This is a genomic window from Lysinibacillus fusiformis (assembly GCF_016925635.1).
GTDB classification, from domain to species: domain Bacteria; phylum Bacillota; class Bacilli; order Bacillales_A; family Planococcaceae; genus Lysinibacillus; species Lysinibacillus fusiformis_F.
The window spans coordinates 1-17,851 of record NZ_CP070490.1 but is presented as its reverse complement, the minus strand read 5'-3'; the positions used below and the strand labels follow the sequence as shown (position 1 = coordinate 17,851).

The window sequence follows — 17,851 nt, the reverse complement described above, 5'->3', positions numbered from 1 at the left end:
AATGATAGCCTCTAATATTTCGAAATTATAAAATTTCTTTGCAAAAAAAAAAACGTTTCTACCAGGATTAAATGGTAGAGACGTTACTAGGTTTACGGAAGTAAATAAGTATCATAGAGGTGATGGAGTGCTTCCTCACCATTTTTTTGTAAGAGAACTTCTTCATTATATGTAAGCGTTACGTTCGTGTGCTGGCTATCAATTTTGTCATCAATTATTTTACAGGTAACAGTTACAAAGCCTGATTCAGCAAGCTTTTCTTTCATCTCTTCACTCCATGCCTGATCAGAAAATAGTGGAGACTGCCAAGTACCTCTCACATGTAGCTCATTTTTTTCAAGGTCATAATCCCAGCGTATGTCACGTAAAATAGTTTTAAATAGGTCATTAACCGTAAACGATGTATCTTTATAGTTAATGTCTAGAGCACGTATTACATGGACATCTCGACTAACTGCACTAGCTGCGGAATTAGCAGCTGAATTGATGCCTGAAGCAGCATCTTTAATTTCTGATAATCGATTACCACAGCCAGAAAGTAGTGCGCAGATGCATGTGATACAAGCTACTTTTGTCATCCATTTCACAAGTAGTCCCTCCAGTCTAGTAAGTTGTTATTACTATCTTAACGAAAAGAAAAATACGAAGAAAGGGCATGAAGGCGGCAGATTGTGACGGTTTTGCAACGATGCGACCTCCACTTGATTGTTCGGCATTTGGGAAGAATAGAAGTCTGAAAATTTAGTAAAATTTCAAGCGAATGGGAGCGGTGTGTGATGAAAATTAATGATGAAATGCTTGATCGATTAGGAACATATTTTGTTTATCATGCTGTTTATGATAATTATGGTATTACGTTTGAAAACTTTGTGGAGCGTTGGCTACGAGGCATACTTGACATATAGTGAGCTGTACTGTAAAAACTCCTGGAAACAGGAGTTTTTATCTATAAAAAAGACATATATCCCTCCGATTTAGATACTTTACTCATAGTAACTAATGCTATAATTAGCTTAATTGGTTACTTCTCTATTACTTTCTATCTAAAGGGGGATGATACATATGAATTTATTGGGAAAAATACTTGCCACTGTCATTGGAACGGTATTTGTCGTATTTGCAGTTATAACAGCTGTGAATATTTATCAAACAAAAAATTTAACGATAGAAACAGCTCAAAAAATGGCACAGGCAGAAACATCTGATAATGCCTATCAGATTCAAATTCAGCTGGATTATGCAATGGATACAGCACGTACGCTTGCAGCCAATTTAACGACAATGGTGGAAGAACAAAAGGCTGATCGTGCTTTAACAGATGCTATGTTCCAACGTATTTTGAATAATAATGAGCAATTTATGGGTGTTTGGTCTGTATGGGAGCCTAATGCCTTTGACGGGCAAGATGAAATATACGTCAATACAGATAGACATGATACAACAGGACGCTATGTTCCATTCTGGACGCGCGATGGCGATAGGATCGTTCATTCTCCTATTGTAGATTATGATACGTCTGATTTTTATCTTTTACCGAAACAAAAAGGGCAGGAAATGATTTTGGAACCATTTGTTTATCCTGTCGCTGGTAAGGATGTGCTATTAACGTCCATCATTGTGCCTGTTACGATTGACAATGAATTTAAAGGCATCGTGGCCGTGGATATGAGTTTAGAAGCATTAGCTCAACTAAGCCAACAAGTAAAATTATTTGATAATGGCTATGGCTCGATTATCTCGAATAATGGCATGTTTGTGACACATCCAAACAATGATTATGTGACAATGCCACTTGCTGAGCAAGAACACTATACATATATAAAAGAGATCCAAACAGCCATTCAGCAGGGCAAGTCTTCCGTTATCCAGGATTTTTCAAGCTATTTACAAGAGGATAGCTATATTGTCACTGCTCCCATTCACATTGGGAAAACTGAGACACCGTGGTCATTGCTGGTCACAGTACCGACTCAAGAAGTATTAGCACAAACAACAAAGCTAACATGGACAATGGTTATCATAGGTGTTGCTGGTATGATTTATCTTTTAATCGTGTTAACATGGCTTATTCGCCGAATTGTTCGACCTATTGTATTGGCAGTGGCACAAGTACAAGCAGTAGCAGATGGAAATTTAGCAGTGGAACCATTAGCAGAGGATAGCAAGGACGAGCTTGGCCATTTAGCAAAGGCTGTCAATATCATGACAAGTAATACACGAACATTGATTCAAGAAGCGACGCAAATTTCAAATCAGGCGAGTGCCTATAGTGATCGACTCATGTCCTCTACAACTAATATGAGTGTTAGTATCGACCAAGTGCTAACAACAACAGGTGAGTTGGCAACAGGAGCAACCTTACAAGCCGAGCAAGCAGCCCTAACATTAGGCGTAACGCAAGAGGTTGAGCAGAAATTGCAAGCTATTCAAGTGGCAATTAAAGAAATGACGCATCGCTCTCAGCAGACAACGCAGGCATCCAAGCAAGGGCTGGTTCATGCGGAACAATCGATTCAAGGCATGGAGGCGATGGCGGAGCAAGTCACATTAACAGCATCTGTTGTCCAGCAGCTCAGTGACCAATCGACTGAAATTAATCGTATTTTACAAGTAATCGATGCCATTGCAGGTCAAACGGATTTATTAGCACTGAATGCGGCGATAGAGGCTGCTCGCGCAGGTGAGCATGGGAAAGGCTTCTCTGTCGTAGCGGAGGAAGTACGCAAACTTGCGGAGGGATCCGCCAAATCGACAAGTCAAATTGCAGCGATTATAGATACAGTTGTGAAAGAGACTGTGAAAGCAAGCGATGCTATGCAAAATGTCGTGGCTGCTGTGCAAACCAACACACAGTATCTTGATGCCAATAAACAAGCACTTGATACCATCTTACAGCATATCGTTGATACAGTAGCGCAAATTGACGAAGTGACAACTGCCTCTCATTTAATTCAAAAGGAAACAGTAGAGGTAGTACGAGCAGTAGAAAATATGACAGCCGTTAGCGAACAATCCTCAGCAGGAACAGAGGAGCTATTAGCAACGATGGAGCAGCAAAATACCGCGGTTCATGAGCTGCAAAGTATGGCAGAAAGCTTAACAGCCATGACAAACTCCTTACAACAAACACTAGCAAAATTCCATTACTAATGGACAGCAGTAGCTGCGTGTCATCTTTTGTACAACGGGATAACATGCGGCTATATTGTAAGTTGATTTCTATGTGGATTATTTTTCTGAATTTTAAGTTATTTATTGGTGCATAAATGCTATTATTTATTTAGTTGCTATAGGCAGGAGCTGGTACATGTGAAATTACTACATAAAATCTTACTGACAACATTATCTACAATGATGATTGTTTTCATCATTATTTTAAGTGTCAATATTGTAAAAACTAATTCATTAGCAGTGGATGATGCACGACAGCTTGCTCAATCGCGTGCGTCTGAAAGTGCATATAAAATGCAGATGGAACTTGATTATGCGATGGATACAGCGAGGACATTAGCCTCTAATCTCCAAACGATGGTAGCCAATCATAAGGGAGATCGTGATTTAGCAAACGACATGTTCAAACAATTACTTGAACAAAATAACACCTTTCTAGGGGTTTGGACGATTTGGGAGCCAAATGCCTTTGATGGACAAGATGCTCACTTTGCCAATATGGAGGGGCATGATGCATCAGGTCGCTTCCTTCCCTATTGGGCACGTAGCAACAATGATGTGACGGTCGCTCCGCTTGAAGACTATGAAACAAGTGATTATTATGTATTACCTAAAACGCTGAAGCAAGAGGTTATTTTAGAGCCGCTTTCTTACCCAATTGATGGACAAGAGGTATTGATGACTTCTACGGCTATTCCTATTCAAATAGATGGCAAGGTCGTTGGTATTGTTGGGGTTGATATAAGCTTAGCAACATTGGTAGCTATTAATAATGAAATTGTCCTATATGATACAGGGTATAGTGCCATTGTGTCACATAAAGGGATGTTTGTTTCCCATCCCTCTCCTGATTATGTCAATAGGCCGGTAGCTGAAACGGCAAAATATAAAAATTCAGATGAAATTTTGACTGCCGTTGAACAGGGCAAATCCTATATAGTAGAGGATTATTCATCTTATTTACAAAAACCTTCCTTTATTGCGATTTCACCTATTCAAATTGGTCAAACAGCGACACCGTGGGCATTGCAGGTAATTATTCCTTCCGATGAGGTAATGGCAGCCGCAAGTGAAGCGATGTGGCTGTCAATACTACTGGCCATTATTGGTATTATTGTGTTAGTTGTAGCCATTACTTGGATAGCTCAAAAGATCGTAAAACCAGTGGTTCAGACAGTGGAACAGGTCAAAACCATTGCTGCAGGAAATTTAGCCGTGGAGCCGTTACAGATTCGTTCGAAGGATGAAATTGGTGAGCTTGCACATGCCATGAATCATATGACAGACAATATGCGCGAGCTGTTACAAGCGGCTACACATATTTCCAATCAGGTGAATGTATACAGCGGTGAATTACGTTCTTCTACCAATGATATGAGCATCAGTATCGAACAGGTGTTGACGACAACAAGTGAGCTGGCGACAGGTGCTACCTTACAAGCCGAACAAGCGTCTACCACATTGGGGGTCACACAGGAGGTTGAGCAGAAACTGCAAGCGATTCAAATGGCAATTGAGGAAATGCTACAGGATTCTCAGCTAACAACAGCGTCATCTAAACAAGGGTTGGTTCATGCAGAGCAGTCCATTCAAGGGATGGAGGCAATGTCTGAAAAAGTGTCACTGACAGCTACGGTTGTCCAACAGCTCAGTGACCAATCAACAGAAATTAATCGTATTTTACAAGTCATTAATGCTATCGCAGGTCAAACGGATTTATTAGCACTGAATGCGGCGATAGAAGCGGCTCGTGCAGGTGAGCATGGCAAGGGCTTCTCTATAGTAGCAGAGGAAGTACGAAAGCTTGCAGAAGAATCAGCCAAGTCAACAAGCCAAATTGCCTTAATTATTGATATGGTTGTCAGGGAAGCGGCTAAGGCCAGTGATGCTATGCAAAGTGTTGTCTTAGCTGTGCAAACCAACACACAGTATATTGATGCCAATAAACAGGCACTTGATGCGATTTTACGCCATATAGTCGATACAGTAGCGCAAATTGATAATGTGACAGCTGCCTCTAGTGTCATTCAAAGGGAGACGCAGGAAGTTGTGCGTGCAGTGGAAAATATGACGGCTGTCAGCCAGCAATCCTCAGCAGGAACAGAGGAGCTATTGGCAACGATGGAACAGCAAAATTTAGCGGTTCATGACATCAATCGTAAAGCCCAGCAATTGGCAGCTATGACGGACTCTTTACAGGGAGCGCTAGCTAAATTTCAATATTAAATGGAAAGAGCTGTTGACAAGGTGAAGTTTTCATCCAACCTTGCCAACAGCTCTTCTACTTATTTAAAAAATTGTGTAATAAATTGATTCGCTTCCTGCCAGTTATAGACCCTTACAACATTATTAGGAACAGCAAGACGATTATATGGTGTATCAAATAACACAACAGGTATTTTTAATTCCTCTGCCAGCATCACCGCATTATCGTGCTTATCCTCAAAGAAAGCTTCTACATGATGTTTTTTAGCAGCAGCTAGTTTATCATGGCTGCCGAGAAGCTCAATATGATCGTATGGTATAGCTTGCGTATGAAACCAATTGACCGTGATGTCTGCAACATTTTCACCTCGTGCAGAAATATAATACAGCTCAAAATTATTTTTCCAAGCGGTTAAAATATTTCTTGCATCTTTTGCCACCTCAGAGACTTCGTACATATAAGGCTCATTTTCCTTAAACCAAGTATTAAAGGCACTTCGGTCAATAGGGTGTGGAAAGGCAGATAAAAAATCATATTCACAAACATCGTCCAGCGTAATATTTACATTGTATTGTTTATTAATATGTGGAATGAGTGTACTTGGACATGTCACAGTCCCATCAATATCAATACCAAAGCGGGGCTTTTTCATGCTAGCACCTCCTTAGGCATTCGCTTTTTGTGCTTCTTCCGCTGCACGTTTTTCTTCCATTTCTGCTGCTAATTTATCAATTTCTTTCTTCAGTTCTTCCACCATTGTTTCTTCTGGCACTTTACGAACTGTTTTCCCCTTCATAAATAGTAAGCCTTCACCACGAGCACCGGCGATACCGATATCTGCTTCTCGTGCTTCCCCAGGACCGTTTACTGCACAGCCTAGAACAGCTACTTTTAAAGGTACACTTAATTTTGAAATATATTCCTCTACTTCATTTGCGATAGAAATTAAATCAATTTCAATGCGTCCACATGTTGGACAAGAAATCAGGGTGGCCATATTAGAAGCGAGGCCAAATGATTTTAATAGTTCTCGTGCTACTTTGATCTCTTCTACAGGGTCAGCAGAAAGGGAGATACGTAATGTGTTCCCAATGCCTTTTGAGAGGATGGCTCCAAGACCTGCTGCTGATTTAACAGTACCCGCAAATAATGTCCCTGACTCTGTAATTCCTAAATGGAGCGGATAATTAAAGGCTTTAGCCGCTTTTTCATAGGCTTCAATAGCAAGATTAACATCAGATGCCTTCATTGACACGATAATATCGTGGAAGTCCAAGTCTTCCAAAATTTTAATATGGTGTAGTGCAGATTCAACCATACCATCAGCTGTAGGGTAGCCGTATTTTTCTAAAATATGACGCTCTAATGAACCGGCATTTACACCAATACGAATGGGTATACCTTTCGCTTTGGCTGCATTGACAACAGCTTCCACTTTTTCTTTACGACCAATATTACCTGGATTAATACGTACTTTATCGATACCATTTTCAATGGCTTTTAATGCTAATCTATAATCAAAATGAATATCAGCTACTAATGGAATATGAATACGTTTTTTGATTTCGGCAATCGCATCCGCTGCACGTTCATCTGGTACAGCAACACGAACAATTTGACAGCCCGCTTCCTCAAGACGCAGAATTTCTGCAACTGTTGCTTCTACATCATGTGTTTTGGTTGTACACATACTTTGAATGAATAATTCATTACTACCACCAATTGTTAAGTTACCGACACGCACCGGACGCGTATTTGAACGGTGACAAATTTCACTCATTAACTTTCTCTCCTTTTCGGGCCACTATTTTCAGCCGTCACTGTCATTTATTTTAGCAGTGTAAGAAAATAAGGACAAGGAAGAAACGCTAACTTTTCATTTTCCGCAATTGTTTTCAAGCTCAAACGAGAGAGGGAGCTTGATATTTTCACCTGGAACTAGTGCTTGTAATTGTAAGTGTGGGTTTAAGTTGTAAAAAAGTTGTAAGCGTTCTGGAAAGGTCATGGGAACTTTTGCAGGGTGTAGGGCAAATAAACTATGGACGGTATCTCCTTCAATCGTTTGTACGGTAATATAATTTGGCTCACGCTGTTTTTCACAAAGTCCATTTTCTGAGCTCTTTGTGGATAAAGCCGCAAGCGGGATGGACCCTTCTGTTAAATCTACTTTGACGACAAAGGCAATTACGATGATGATAGTTGTTAAGATGAATGCGCGCAAAAAATCCCCTCCTTTTCTACACTATATTGAGAAGAGAGGGGATTCATGCACATTATTTTATATTTGGTTGTTTTGGATATTTTGTAAAGGCCACAATTAATAGAGAAATGGTTAAAAATAAAGAGAGTACAGTGATAACAGTACTGTTAACGGGCAAATAGTCTGCTAGCATCGATAGTAACGTTGCCCAAGTGATAGCAAAAGTAGTTGTTCTCCAGATGTGGCGATATTCACCTCGACGCTTCATCGCTTTCAAGATAAATAAACCTGCTAAAGCATAAAGGGCAATTTGTGCAAAAATAAGCATTGTTGTCACGACGAAAAGCATTAGGAAGGTGAATGGGTATAAAAGCCATTTAATGCCCTCTATGTAATCTGTTAAACCAGTTAAACTATCCATATCAAATGTATCGACAGACATACCTGCTGCAAAGCGACCTAAAGAGAATACGGACACAATGGTAATAAGTAGAAAAGTATATTGAATAACCTTTCCAATAGGTAATAAACGATAGGCTGCTAGTTTTTTAGGATGTATGAGACTATCGATAAAAAGCTGTGAGTGTTTCATGCTATATCTCCTCCAATCGATATTTTAACATGTTCAAAGAAGACAAGATATGAAAGAAGTATAAATGAGGAGGGTCTTGATGTTAAAATGTTAACATTATGTAAAGAAGTTAAAGGAATTCTTTACTTTTTGTTTGGAATCATTTAATGATTAGAACTAGAGTAGTAGAGATGTAGGAATTGGAGCGAAAACAATTGACAATAGATTGGCAAAGCATACTCTTTCAGTTTTTAGGTGGGTTAGGGGTCTTTTTATTTTCCATTAAATTCATGGGAGACGGGCTTCAAAAATCAGCGGATGATCGGTTGCGTGAATGGTTAAATCGCTTTACTACAAACCCGATTATGGGTGTCCTGGTAGGGATATTTGTAACGATTTGCATACAATCAAGTTCTGCCACAACAGTCATAACTGTAGGGTTAGTGAGTGCTGGTTTTTTAACATTGCGTCAAGCAATTGGTGTCATCATGGGGGCAAATATCGGTACTACCATAACAGCATTTATTATTGGTATTAATATTGGACTCTATTTTTACCCTTTATTGGCAATTGGTGCAGGCTGTTTATTTTTCTTAAAGAAAGCAACATATCAACATATTGGTCAAATTCTGTTTGGCTTTGGCGGTTTATTTTTAGGACTAGAGTTGATGAGTGCTAGTATGCAGGCGTTACATCAGCTTGCAGATTTTGCATCGTTAACGCTTCACCTAAGTAATCAACCGATATTAGGCATATTTTTAGGAACCATTTTCACCTTACTTGTGCAAAGCTCTACCGCAACGGTTGGGGTGCTGCAAGGTTTATATGCTGAACAGTTAATTGGTTTAAATAGTGCTTTACCAATTTTATTCGGTGAAAATATTGGCACGACCATTACAGCTGTTTTAGCTTCTCTTGGTGCTTCTATTTACGCTAAGCGCGCAGCAGCGGCTCATGTGCTATTTAATGTCATTGGAACGATCATTTTCATGTTATTGTTTACACCGTTTATGCAATATGTACAGTGGATCAGTGGGGTATTTCATTTAGAGCCTCGCATGCAAATTGCCATTGCTCATGGCTCATTCAATGTGTTTAATATGATGATCCAACTACCATTTATTGCTGGACTCGCAGCATTGGTTACGAAGTTACTACCAGGACATGATGGCAATATTAATGTAACAACAAAGCATTTAGATCCTTCATTCATCGATGCCTCTCCTGCCATTGCGCTTGGTCAAGCTAAAGAAGAGGTATTGCGAATGGGTGAACATGCATTGCGTGGGTTGGAAGAAACCTTTTTATATATGAAATCAGGAGAGGCGGAACATATCCCAACGGTGCTACAGCTAGAAGTCGGCCTTAATCATCTAGACAATGAAATTACTGATTATTTAGTAATGGTGTCTAAGCAGCCTCTTTCTCGTGCAGACTCAGTGAGACATCATAGCTTACTAACAAATGTAAGAGACTTTGAGCGAATTGGAGATCACTTTGAAAATATATTAGAGCTTTTACAATACAAGGATCATCATGAGGTAAGCTTAAGTAAATCAGCACGACAAGATTTAATTGGTATGTTTAGTTTAGCCATAGAGGCGGTACGTAAAAGTATAGAAGCATTGGATACGGCAAGCTTAAGTTTAGCTCAAGAAGTAACAGAGCTAGAAAGCTTGATAGATGATATGGAAGATAAACTGCGTCAAAAGCATATTGCACGATTAAATACGAATGAATGTAGTGGAGCGGCAGGAATTGTTTATATGGATATCGTTAGCAATCTAGAGCGTATAGGAGACCATGCAGTCAACATTGCAGATTCTATTTTAGGCATTCGTCATTAATGAAATGAAACTTTTCACTTTGTTAGTCCGTATGAAAGGCAATGCACGTTAAAGGAGAGAAACGTTATGGAAGTTGTTGGCTGGATTTTAGTGATTGCCTGCTTTATGATTTCATTTATTGGTTTAGTATATCCGATAATTCCCGGTGTACTGTTTTTAGTCGGTGGATTTTTGCTCTATGGCTTATTTTTCTCATTCGCAGAGCTAAGCTGGTGGTTTTGGGTCATTGAAATACTATTTGTCGTGTTGTTATTTGGGGCAGATACTGTGGCAAATGCGTTTGGCATTAAAAAGTTTGGTGGTTCCAATGCGGGAATGTGGGGCAGCACCATCGGTTTATTGATTGGTCCATTTGTTATCCCAGTGGCAGGGATTTTAATCGGACCATTTCTAGGGGCTGTGATTGCTGAACTAATCGTTGAGAAACGTACATTTAGTGAGGCGGTAAAAAGTGGTGTGGGTTCTTTAATTGGCTTTTTGACATCTACTGTTGCAAAGGCCGTTATTCAAATTGTGATGATTATTGTATTTTTTATCGCCATTTAATGCCTCGCTTTTAAGGTTTAGTGTGTTGGATGAAAGGGTAAGATAGTAAACGTATCGGTATTTCAGTCAAAAGGCTGAAATCTTCAAATTGAAGTATTTTTCGTTGAATGGTTTGACCAATTTTGATAATCTAAGGATGTACTAATTATTTCTTATTTTAGGGAGGAACTTAACAATGGCTTACGAATTACCACAATTAACTTACGCTTATGACGCATTAGAACCACATATCGATGCAAAAACAATGGAAATTCACCATTCTAAACACCACAATACTTATGTAACAAACTTAAACGCAGCAGTAGAAGGTACTGAATTTGCAGAAAAAGACATTAACGACTTAATCGCAAACCTTGATGCTCTTCCAGCTGACAAACAAACTGCTGTACGCAACAACGGTGGCGGACATGCTAACCATACATTATTCTGGGAAGTAATCGCTCCAGGCGGTTCAAATACACCAGTTGGCGAAGTTGCAAAAGCAATCGATGCTAAATTCGGTTCTTTCGATGCTTTCAAAGAAGAATTTGCAAAAGCTGCTACAACTCGCTTCGGTTCAGGTTGGGCTTGGTTAATCGTTGATGGTGACTCAGTTGCTGTTACGTCTACTCCAAACCAAGACTCTCCAGTAATGGAAGGTAAAACACCAGTTTTAGGCTTAGATGTATGGGAACATGCATACTACCTAAACTACCAAAACCGTCGTCCAGATTACATCGGTGCTTTCTGGAACGTAGTAAACTGGGATGTAGTGGAAGCTAAATTCCAAGCTGCAAAATAAAAATGAATAATCGGCTGTGCCTAAAGTGAGCAATCACGGAGGCATAGCCTTTTTTTATTGGATAAAACAGCAAAAATAAGGGAGAGAATCTAGAAATATACGGATAGAGGAACCTAAATAAATAGAGAGCGTGAAATAGGGCAACCTTTCTACATAAAGTACCGTCAAATAAATGATGTTTTACATAAGAATTCATAAGTGCGTGCTTTTCTGTCATACCTTCGAATGGTATACTAGGTATCGTGTATTGAAATGATCAGAAGATGAGGAGGGGAATGCATATGCGCAAAGCACCAGGAAAAAATCGCGCGGCGAGTGTTAAAGCAAAACATCATTCTAATTTAACATTTCGTATGAATATCCTTTTCTTTGCAATATTTATCGTATTTTCAATGTTAATTTTTAGACTTGGCTATATGCAAATCGTCAAAGGGGAAGATTATGTACGTGATTTAGAGCGTAAAGAAGAGGTACCTGTCAATACAAGTGTGCCGAGGGGACGTATGTATGATCGATACGGACGTATTTTAGTGGATAATCACCCGGAAAATGCCATTACGTATACGAAAATGCAAACGACCACAACAGAGGAGATGCTTGATATCGCGAAAAAGCTGGCGCAATTAATTGAACAGCCAACGAAGCGTGTCACGTTGCGTGATAAACAGGATTTCTGGATTCTACAAAATCATGATGCTGCCTATGAAAAAATCACGAAGGCAGAAGAGGATAAAATTCGAGCACAAGAAAATATTACAACAAGTCAAATCAATGCAGAAATTGATAAACTGGTACGCGAACGTATAACGAATGATGAACTTTTACAATTAACAGAGGCAGATTTAGAAGTATTAGCGATTTATCGTGAGATGGTATCTGGCTATAATTTATCTCCTCAAATTATTAAAAGTGAAAATGTATCAGCGGATGAATTTGCCCGTGTATCTGAGCGTTTAACAGAATTACCAGGCGTGAATACAACAACAGATTGGAAACGCGTCAAATTATCGTCTTTATCTATTCTTGGCCGAACAACGGTCCCAACAAAAGGGATACCGAAAGAAAAGCTTAATTATTATTTAGCACGTGACTACTCACGTAATGACCGTGTGGGAGAAAGTTATATTGAAGCACAATATGAAGAATTACTACAAGGTCAAAAAACCGTTGTTAAAAACATTACCAATAAAAAAGGCCAGGTAGTCGACACCGTGACAACCTATGAAGGGGAGCCAGGTAAAGATTTAATCCTTTCATTGGATAGTGAGTTACAGGCGGAAACGGATAAGATTGTGGAAGAAGAATTGCTTAATTTAAAGGCACTTCCAGGCTCCTATTTATTAGACCGTGCCTTCCTAATCATGATGGATCCAAATACAGGCGACATTTTATCGATGGTTGGTAAAAAAATAGAGAAAGATCCTGAAACAGGAAAAAATATGGTCGTTGACTATGCATATGGATCATTTACAACGGCTTATGAAGCAGGTTCATCGGTTAAAGCAGCGACCGTTCTTACTGGTTACAATCAAGGCGTTATATCCATGGGCACTTCTATGGGGGATGAGCCTATTAAATTAGCTAGCACTGACCCTAAAGCGTCTATTTTTAACCGTTATGGCTATGTACCAATGAATGACCTGTTGGCATTAGAACGTTCTTCCAACTCCTATATGTTTAAGATTGCGTTGCTGCTTAATGGAACACCTTATAGTTATGGTATGCCATTACGCTTAAAGGACGATACGTTCTCAAAAATGCGTAATAATTATGCGCAATTTGGATTAGGTGTGAAAACAGGCATTGATTTACCAAATGAATTTAGTGGGGTGCGTGGTCCATCAGGTCCAACAATGGGTGGTAAAACACTTGACTTGGCTATTGGTCAGTATGATACGTATACACCACTTCAACTTGCGCAATATATTTCAACAGTTGCCAATGGTGGCTATCGTATTCAGCCACATGTTGTGAAACAGGTTCGTGATCCATCTCAAGATGGCAAACAATTAGGCCAATTAGTGACAGAAATAGGACCAACTATTTTGAATCAAATTGATAATCCTAGAGAAGAGATCGATTATGTAAAACAAGGATTACGTCGTGTATACACGGGTAATCAAGGTACAGCACGAGCTCAATTTGCGGATGCTCCCTATTCAGCTGCAGGGAAAACAGGGACAGCAGAGGTAGTTTATTATGGTCCATTACGTGAGCACTACGGTACAAACACGATTAACTTAACACATGTTGGTTTTGCACCATATGAAAATCCTGAAATTGCCTATGCAGTTGTTATCCCATGGGTTAATACAAATTTAGCTCCACACTACTATCAAAATAATGTCATTGCTAGACGGTCATTAGATAAGTATTTTGAATTAAAAGCAAAATACCAAGCTGAAAAAGTGACAGATAGCAATGTAAAACAGCCAATTTTACCAGCGATTACAGAAGAAAAAATTGGTGAGGATGAGCAGGAATAAAGGGCATTTGAGATGCTCTAATATAAAAACGGATTTGGAAAATTTATTTTCCAAATTCGTTTTTATTTTTACTCTTTTCAAGACTAGTCATGAATTTTAAATGATGTTACGCTAATCCTTAAGTAAATATGGAATGTGTAGCTTATGATGGCAATGATAAGTCATTGAATATGAGCTAGTTGATTTCTATTCACTATAAAAACAACAGGGGTGGTTGAGATGCGGGGGAGTATACAGAAAAAGATGACGCTCTATTTTTCTCTAGTAGTGTTCATTATTTCTATATTGATTGCATGGTCGACCTATCGTTCTTCAGTACAGTTAATTGAAGAATCTTTAAGCAATGTAGCGGGAACGATAGCCATGCAATCATTAAGTAAAATCGATATAGATCGATACGAAAAAGAAATCACATTAGCAGCAGATCAAGATTTAACATACTATTATGATTTACGAGAGACGCTAAATGATTATCGTGAGTCAACAGGTCTTGTCTATTTATATACGATGGGACGTAATCAAACAGCGAATGGATATGATTATTTTTATATGGTAGATGGCTTACCAGTAGGTGATGACAATGAGTCTCTTTTAGGTGAAAATGAGGACAGCCCAGAAATTTTGCCACGAATTGAAAAAACGTTTGAAACAGGCAGCGCGCAAATTGAAATGACAAATGAAGCGTCATATGGCGCACTGATTTCAGCCTATATCCCCATAAAAGCAATCTCTGGCGAAGTAATTGGAATTATTGGTGCGGATTTAGATGCTACAGCGATTTATGCAGAAATGGCGACACAAAAAAGAAATTTAATACTCTTTATTGGTGTGGCCTTGCTAGTGAGTATGATTGCGGTTTATAGTTTGAGCTCCTATCTAGTAGCCCCTATAAAAAAACTGGCAGATCAGGTGGGGAAAATTGGAGAAGGCGATTTATCAACAACTATTGAAACAACAAGATCAGATGAAATTGGCACTTTAACAATAGCTTTTCAAAAAATGACCAACCATTTAAGGCAGGTTATTCAAGGCATTCACCAACATTCCTCCAACCTTGCTTCCATGTCTAGCAATCAATTAAGCCATATGGAGGAAATAAAACAGGGGAATGATATTGTAGAGAAAACAATGACGGAATTAGCATTAGGTTCTGAGGAGCAAGCAATAGCAACCGTCGATATCTCGGAAATGATGAAGGATTTTACTATTCAAATAGACGATGCTAATCAAAAAGGCACAGTTCTACATACAGAGTCTGTAGATGTTCTCGCATTAACAGACCAAGGCTATAAACATATCATAGAGGCAGAAAAGCAAATAACCATTCTTTATAAAAATGTGGAGGACTCGGTGGAGCAAGTAAAGAGACTGGACCATCAAACAAGGGATATTTCGAGCTTAGTGCAGGTGATTGAAGGAATTGCAGACCAAACGAACTTATTAGCGTTAAATGCAGCCATTGAAGCAGCACGTGCGGGAGAACAAGGTAAAGGTTTTGCGATTGTAGCCGATGAGGTACGAAAGCTGGCGGAAGAGGTAAAGAGCTCCATTGGCGATATTACTGCTATAGTTACAGGTGTGCAAAGAGAATCCAGTGAAGTGACGAAATTGTTAGAACAAGGATATCAGCAAGCAGACAAAGGGACAAACACATTAAGAGAAACAGGTAAAACTTTCACTCATATTTATGAAGCCGTTGAACAAATGCAGCAGCAAATTCATGGTATTGCACATGATGTACAAAGTATTTCAGAACGTGGTAGTAATATGAATAATTCGCTTGAAAATGTAGCTGCTGTGACAGAAGAGGCACAGGCAGGGGTGGAAAATACATCGGCACTTATTCAAAAATCCACTATAGCAATCGTTGACATTGTGCGCAATTCAGAGGAACTTGTCAAAATTGCTGATGAACTCAATCAGTCAGTTGCAAAATTTAAACTAAAATAAGTAGTGAAAGGGACGTTTGCATAGCAAAACGTCCCTTTCTTAGTGTTGAAAAACAAAACAGTCAATTGAAAGGTAGAAATGGATTTCCGTTGCAGGCTACTTGCTTTCCTGTGGGCGAGCGCCGAGCCGCTTCCTCCGCTACCGCTCCGTTTAGAGGCTCGCCTGTCTCGCGATCCCACGGGAGTCAAGTAGCCCTCCACTCCAACCCACAAAAGTGTTACCTTTTTAGCAAAGGTTTTCAAATAAAGTGAAGGTGTTCACTACTCTTTATGAAGGGGTGTTGTCACTACATTGAAAATAAGAGCCTATCTAATTATACAAATCATGGGCTATTTTGATCGCTACGGCTAGTATGAAAGATAAGGAAAAGACACTTTTGCACATGGTTGATTGGAGTGGAGCCAGCGTCACTCCTAGGGGATTTAGCGTCACAGAGGAGACCCTGGAGCGAACGCAAGTGAGTGAAGCGGCTCCTCGGACGCCCCCTGGAAAGGACGCTGGCGGAACGGAAATCAACCCCTCACCTTGCAAAGTTGCTTTTTCTGCCGTTGACATCATCTTTTTTCAACAACATGAAAGGGGCGTTTGCATAGCAAAACGCCCCTGTTTCATATTTAGTACCTTTACGCAGATAAGTGCTGAATGGCTAATTCAAATTGCTCTCTTGGCTTTACTCCATAAAGTTCTATATTGTGATAGAAATAAGAAGCTACCATAAAATCAATCGCCTCTTGAAGTGTGAAGTCCCGATGTTCCATTACTAATGATAAATATGTTTTAAAATAATCGGCATTTTGTACTTTTGCATGTTTCATGACAAAGGTCAAACTCTCCTTATCATTAAAATATTATATTTCCTGACACAATTGCTTATTATAGCACCTTTCCAATGGGAAGCAAGTTTCTTCGATTGTAAATGCATCTTTACAATCGTTTACAAAGCATTACATTCCTTTACATCTCTTTTACGAACCGTTTATACGACTTCAACAATCAGTCATTATAGTAAAGATTGTAAGACAAATAACTATAAAACAGTTCATGACGGAGGCAAATGAGATGAAAAAGTGGAAGTACTTAACGATGACAGCAGTAATGGGTTCTGCATTAATGCTAGGTGCATGTGGTAGCGATTCTGCACAAAATGGAAACAATGCAGAAACGAACGCACCAGCAAGCTCAGGACAAGAAGCTGCTGATGAAAAGCTACAAGGGTCTGTAGCTGGAGATGGCTCATCAACAGTAGCACCAATCATTGAGGCAGTTGTTGAAGAGTATGCAGGTACACAACCAGATGTCAAAGTATCAGTGGGGGTTTCTGGTACTGGTGGTGGTTTTGAAAAATTCATCGCAGGTGAAACAGACTTTTCAAATGCATCTCGTAATATAAAAGATGAAGAGAAAACGAAATTAGAAGAAGCGGGCATTGATTTTACAGAGCTAGCTTTAGCATATGACGGTTTATCAGTAGTGGTGAATCCGGAAAATGATTGGGCGAAGGATTTAACTGTAGAACAATTACAAAAAATTTGGGTTGAAGATGGAAAAGAGAAAAAATGGTCTGATATTGATCCATCTTGGCCAGATGAAAAAATCATTTACTATTCACCAGGTACGGATTCAGGCACATATGATTACTTCGATGAAGTCATTTTAGATGGGGCGGATCTAGTAAGCTCAGCAACATTATCAGAGGATGATAATATGCTAGTGCAAGGTGTGGCTGGTGATAAAAACGCTATCGGTTTCTTCGGTTATGCTTACTACCTTGAAAATAAAGATAAATTAAACATTGTAAAAGTAAATGGAGTAGAGCCAACTAATGAAACAATTGAAGGTGGCGAATATACACCACTTTCACGCCCACTATTCACATACGTAAAAAATAGTGCTATGAAGGACAATGAAGCAGCCTACGACTTCATTAAATTTACACTTGAAAACGCAGGCGATATGGCTGAAGCAGTTGGCTATGTTCGTTTACCTGAAGAAAAATATACTGAAGGCTTAAAAACTTTAGAAGGCTTAAAATAAGAAGACATGCATAGAGGGAAAGAGATGTATGCTCTTTCCCTCACTTATTTGAAAGGAGC

15 protein-coding genes are annotated in these 17,851 nt (G+C 39.2%); 9 read left to right on the top strand and 6 right to left on the bottom strand.

Going from position 1 to position 17,851, the window contains the following annotated elements; genetic code table 11:
* Positions 1-92: 92 nt before the first annotated feature.
* The gene (locus JTI58_RS00070; RefSeq protein WP_243456443.1) at positions 93-578 is read right to left on the bottom strand and encodes a hypothetical protein; all 486 of its coding nucleotides are present in this window, start codon (positions 576-578) and stop codon (positions 93-95) included.
* A gap of 198 nt (positions 579-776) precedes the next feature.
* Between JTI58_RS00070 and JTI58_RS25000 the strand changes: the two genes are divergently transcribed.
* The 3 genes from JTI58_RS25000 to JTI58_RS00060 all read left to right on the top strand — a co-directional run bounded on the left by JTI58_RS25000 (position 777) and on the right by JTI58_RS00060 (position 5,397).
* Positions 777-905, top strand: coding sequence for a hypothetical protein (locus tag JTI58_RS25000; RefSeq protein ID WP_004227289.1), 129 nt, complete (start codon positions 777-779; stop codon positions 903-905).
* A 157-nt stretch (positions 906-1,062) separates the two neighbouring features.
* Complete coding sequence (locus tag JTI58_RS00065) at positions 1,063-3,150, top strand: methyl-accepting chemotaxis protein (RefSeq protein WP_205444387.1); 2,088 nt, start codon at positions 1,063-1,065, stop codon at positions 3,148-3,150.
* Between the two features lie 159 nt (positions 3,151-3,309).
* Positions 3,310-5,397, top strand: a complete 2,088-nt coding sequence (locus tag JTI58_RS00060; RefSeq protein WP_205444385.1) for a methyl-accepting chemotaxis protein — start codon at positions 3,310-3,312, stop codon at positions 5,395-5,397.
* Between the two features lie 59 nt (positions 5,398-5,456).
* Here the strand turns inward: JTI58_RS00060 and JTI58_RS00055 are convergent, their stop codons facing one another.
* The 4 genes from JTI58_RS00055 to JTI58_RS00040 all read right to left on the bottom strand — a co-directional run bounded on the left by JTI58_RS00055 (position 5,457) and on the right by JTI58_RS00040 (position 8,169).
* A complete protein-coding gene (locus JTI58_RS00055; RefSeq protein WP_205444384.1) occupies positions 5,457-6,029 on the bottom strand; it encodes a 5' nucleotidase, NT5C type in 573 nt (190 codons plus the stop codon).
* A 12-nt stretch (positions 6,030-6,041) separates the two neighbouring features.
* On the bottom strand, positions 6,042-7,157 hold the full coding sequence (gene ispG / locus JTI58_RS00050) for a flavodoxin-dependent (E)-4-hydroxy-3-methylbut-2-enyl-diphosphate synthase (RefSeq protein ID WP_155591574.1): 1,116 nt from the start codon (positions 7,155-7,157) through the stop codon (positions 6,042-6,044).
* 96 nt (positions 7,158-7,253) lie between these two features.
* Positions 7,254-7,598 (bottom strand): hypothetical protein, encoded by a 345-nt coding sequence (locus tag JTI58_RS00045; protein ID WP_205444383.1) that lies wholly within the window; start codon positions 7,596-7,598, stop codon positions 7,254-7,256.
* 52 nt (positions 7,599-7,650) lie between these two features.
* Positions 7,651-8,169: a DUF1189 family protein gene (locus JTI58_RS00040; RefSeq protein ID WP_205444381.1), complete on the bottom strand. Its 519-nt coding sequence runs from the start codon at positions 8,167-8,169 to the stop codon at positions 7,651-7,653.
* Positions 8,170-8,363: 194 nt separating this feature from the next.
* Between JTI58_RS00040 and JTI58_RS00035 the strand changes: the two genes are divergently transcribed.
* The 5 genes from JTI58_RS00035 to JTI58_RS00015 all read left to right on the top strand — a co-directional run bounded on the left by JTI58_RS00035 (position 8,364) and on the right by JTI58_RS00015 (position 15,758).
* On the top strand, positions 8,364-9,995 hold the full coding sequence (locus JTI58_RS00035) for a Na/Pi cotransporter family protein (RefSeq protein ID WP_205444379.1): 1,632 nt from the start codon (positions 8,364-8,366) through the stop codon (positions 9,993-9,995).
* A 66-nt stretch (positions 9,996-10,061) separates the two neighbouring features.
* The gene (locus tag JTI58_RS00030) at positions 10,062-10,541 is read left to right on the top strand and encodes a DUF456 domain-containing protein (RefSeq protein WP_205444378.1); all 480 of its coding nucleotides are present in this window, start codon (positions 10,062-10,064) and stop codon (positions 10,539-10,541) included.
* A 175-nt stretch (positions 10,542-10,716) separates the two neighbouring features.
* Positions 10,717-11,322, top strand: coding sequence for a superoxide dismutase (locus JTI58_RS00025; protein WP_016995356.1), 606 nt, complete (start codon positions 10,717-10,719; stop codon positions 11,320-11,322).
* Positions 11,323-11,603: 281 nt separating this feature from the next.
* Positions 11,604-13,808 carry a peptidoglycan D,D-transpeptidase FtsI family protein gene (locus JTI58_RS00020; protein WP_205444376.1) on the top strand — a complete coding sequence of 735 codons (2,205 nt, stop codon included), beginning with the start codon at positions 11,604-11,606 and terminating at the stop codon, positions 13,806-13,808.
* A 219-nt stretch (positions 13,809-14,027) separates the two neighbouring features.
* Complete coding sequence (locus JTI58_RS00015) at positions 14,028-15,758, top strand: methyl-accepting chemotaxis protein (RefSeq protein ID WP_205444375.1); 1,731 nt, start codon at positions 14,028-14,030, stop codon at positions 15,756-15,758.
* A 623-nt stretch (positions 15,759-16,381) separates the two neighbouring features.
* On the opposite strand, the gene JTI58_RS00010 is transcribed toward JTI58_RS00015, so the two are convergent.
* On the bottom strand, positions 16,382-16,573 hold the full coding sequence (locus tag JTI58_RS00010) for a hypothetical protein (protein WP_205444373.1): 192 nt from the start codon (positions 16,571-16,573) through the stop codon (positions 16,382-16,384).
* Positions 16,574-16,817: 244 nt separating this feature from the next.
* Between JTI58_RS00010 and JTI58_RS00005 the strand changes: the two genes are divergently transcribed.
* Positions 16,818-17,792 (top strand): PstS family phosphate ABC transporter substrate-binding protein, encoded by a 975-nt coding sequence (locus JTI58_RS00005; protein WP_205444371.1) that lies wholly within the window; start codon positions 16,818-16,820, stop codon positions 17,790-17,792.
* Positions 17,793-17,851: the final 59 nt, after the last annotated feature.

Excerpts from the sequence above, each read along its gene's own strand:
- JTI58_RS00070 (WP_243456443.1), bottom strand. The coding sequence starts at position 578 with ATGACAAAAGTAGCTTGTATCACATGCATCTGCGCACTACTTTCTGGC.
- JTI58_RS25000 (WP_004227289.1), top strand. The coding sequence starts at position 777 with ATGAAAATTAATGATGAAATGCTTGATCGATTAGGAACATATTTTGTT.
- JTI58_RS00065 (WP_205444387.1), top strand. The coding sequence starts at position 1,063 with ATGAATTTATTGGGAAAAATACTTGCCACTGTCATTGGAACGGTATTT.
- JTI58_RS00055 (WP_205444384.1), bottom strand. The coding sequence starts at position 6,029 with ATGAAAAAGCCCCGCTTTGGTATTGATATTGATGGGACTGTGACATGT.
- ispG (WP_155591574.1), bottom strand. The coding sequence starts at position 7,157 with ATGAGTGAAATTTGTCACCGTTCAAATACGCGTCCGGTGCGTGTCGGT.
- JTI58_RS00040 (WP_205444381.1), bottom strand. The coding sequence starts at position 8,169 with ATGAAACACTCACAGCTTTTTATCGATAGTCTCATACATCCTAAAAAA.
- JTI58_RS00030 (WP_205444378.1), top strand. The coding sequence starts at position 10,062 with ATGGAAGTTGTTGGCTGGATTTTAGTGATTGCCTGCTTTATGATTTCA.
- JTI58_RS00025 (WP_016995356.1), top strand. The coding sequence starts at position 10,717 with ATGGCTTACGAATTACCACAATTAACTTACGCTTATGACGCATTAGAA.
- JTI58_RS00020 (WP_205444376.1), top strand. The coding sequence starts at position 11,604 with ATGCGCAAAGCACCAGGAAAAAATCGCGCGGCGAGTGTTAAAGCAAAA.
- JTI58_RS00015 (WP_205444375.1), top strand. The coding sequence starts at position 14,028 with ATGCGGGGGAGTATACAGAAAAAGATGACGCTCTATTTTTCTCTAGTA.
- JTI58_RS00010 (WP_205444373.1), bottom strand. The coding sequence starts at position 16,573 with ATGAAACATGCAAAAGTACAAAATGCCGATTATTTTAAAACATATTTA.
- JTI58_RS00005 (WP_205444371.1), top strand. The coding sequence starts at position 16,818 with ATGAAAAAGTGGAAGTACTTAACGATGACAGCAGTAATGGGTTCTGCA.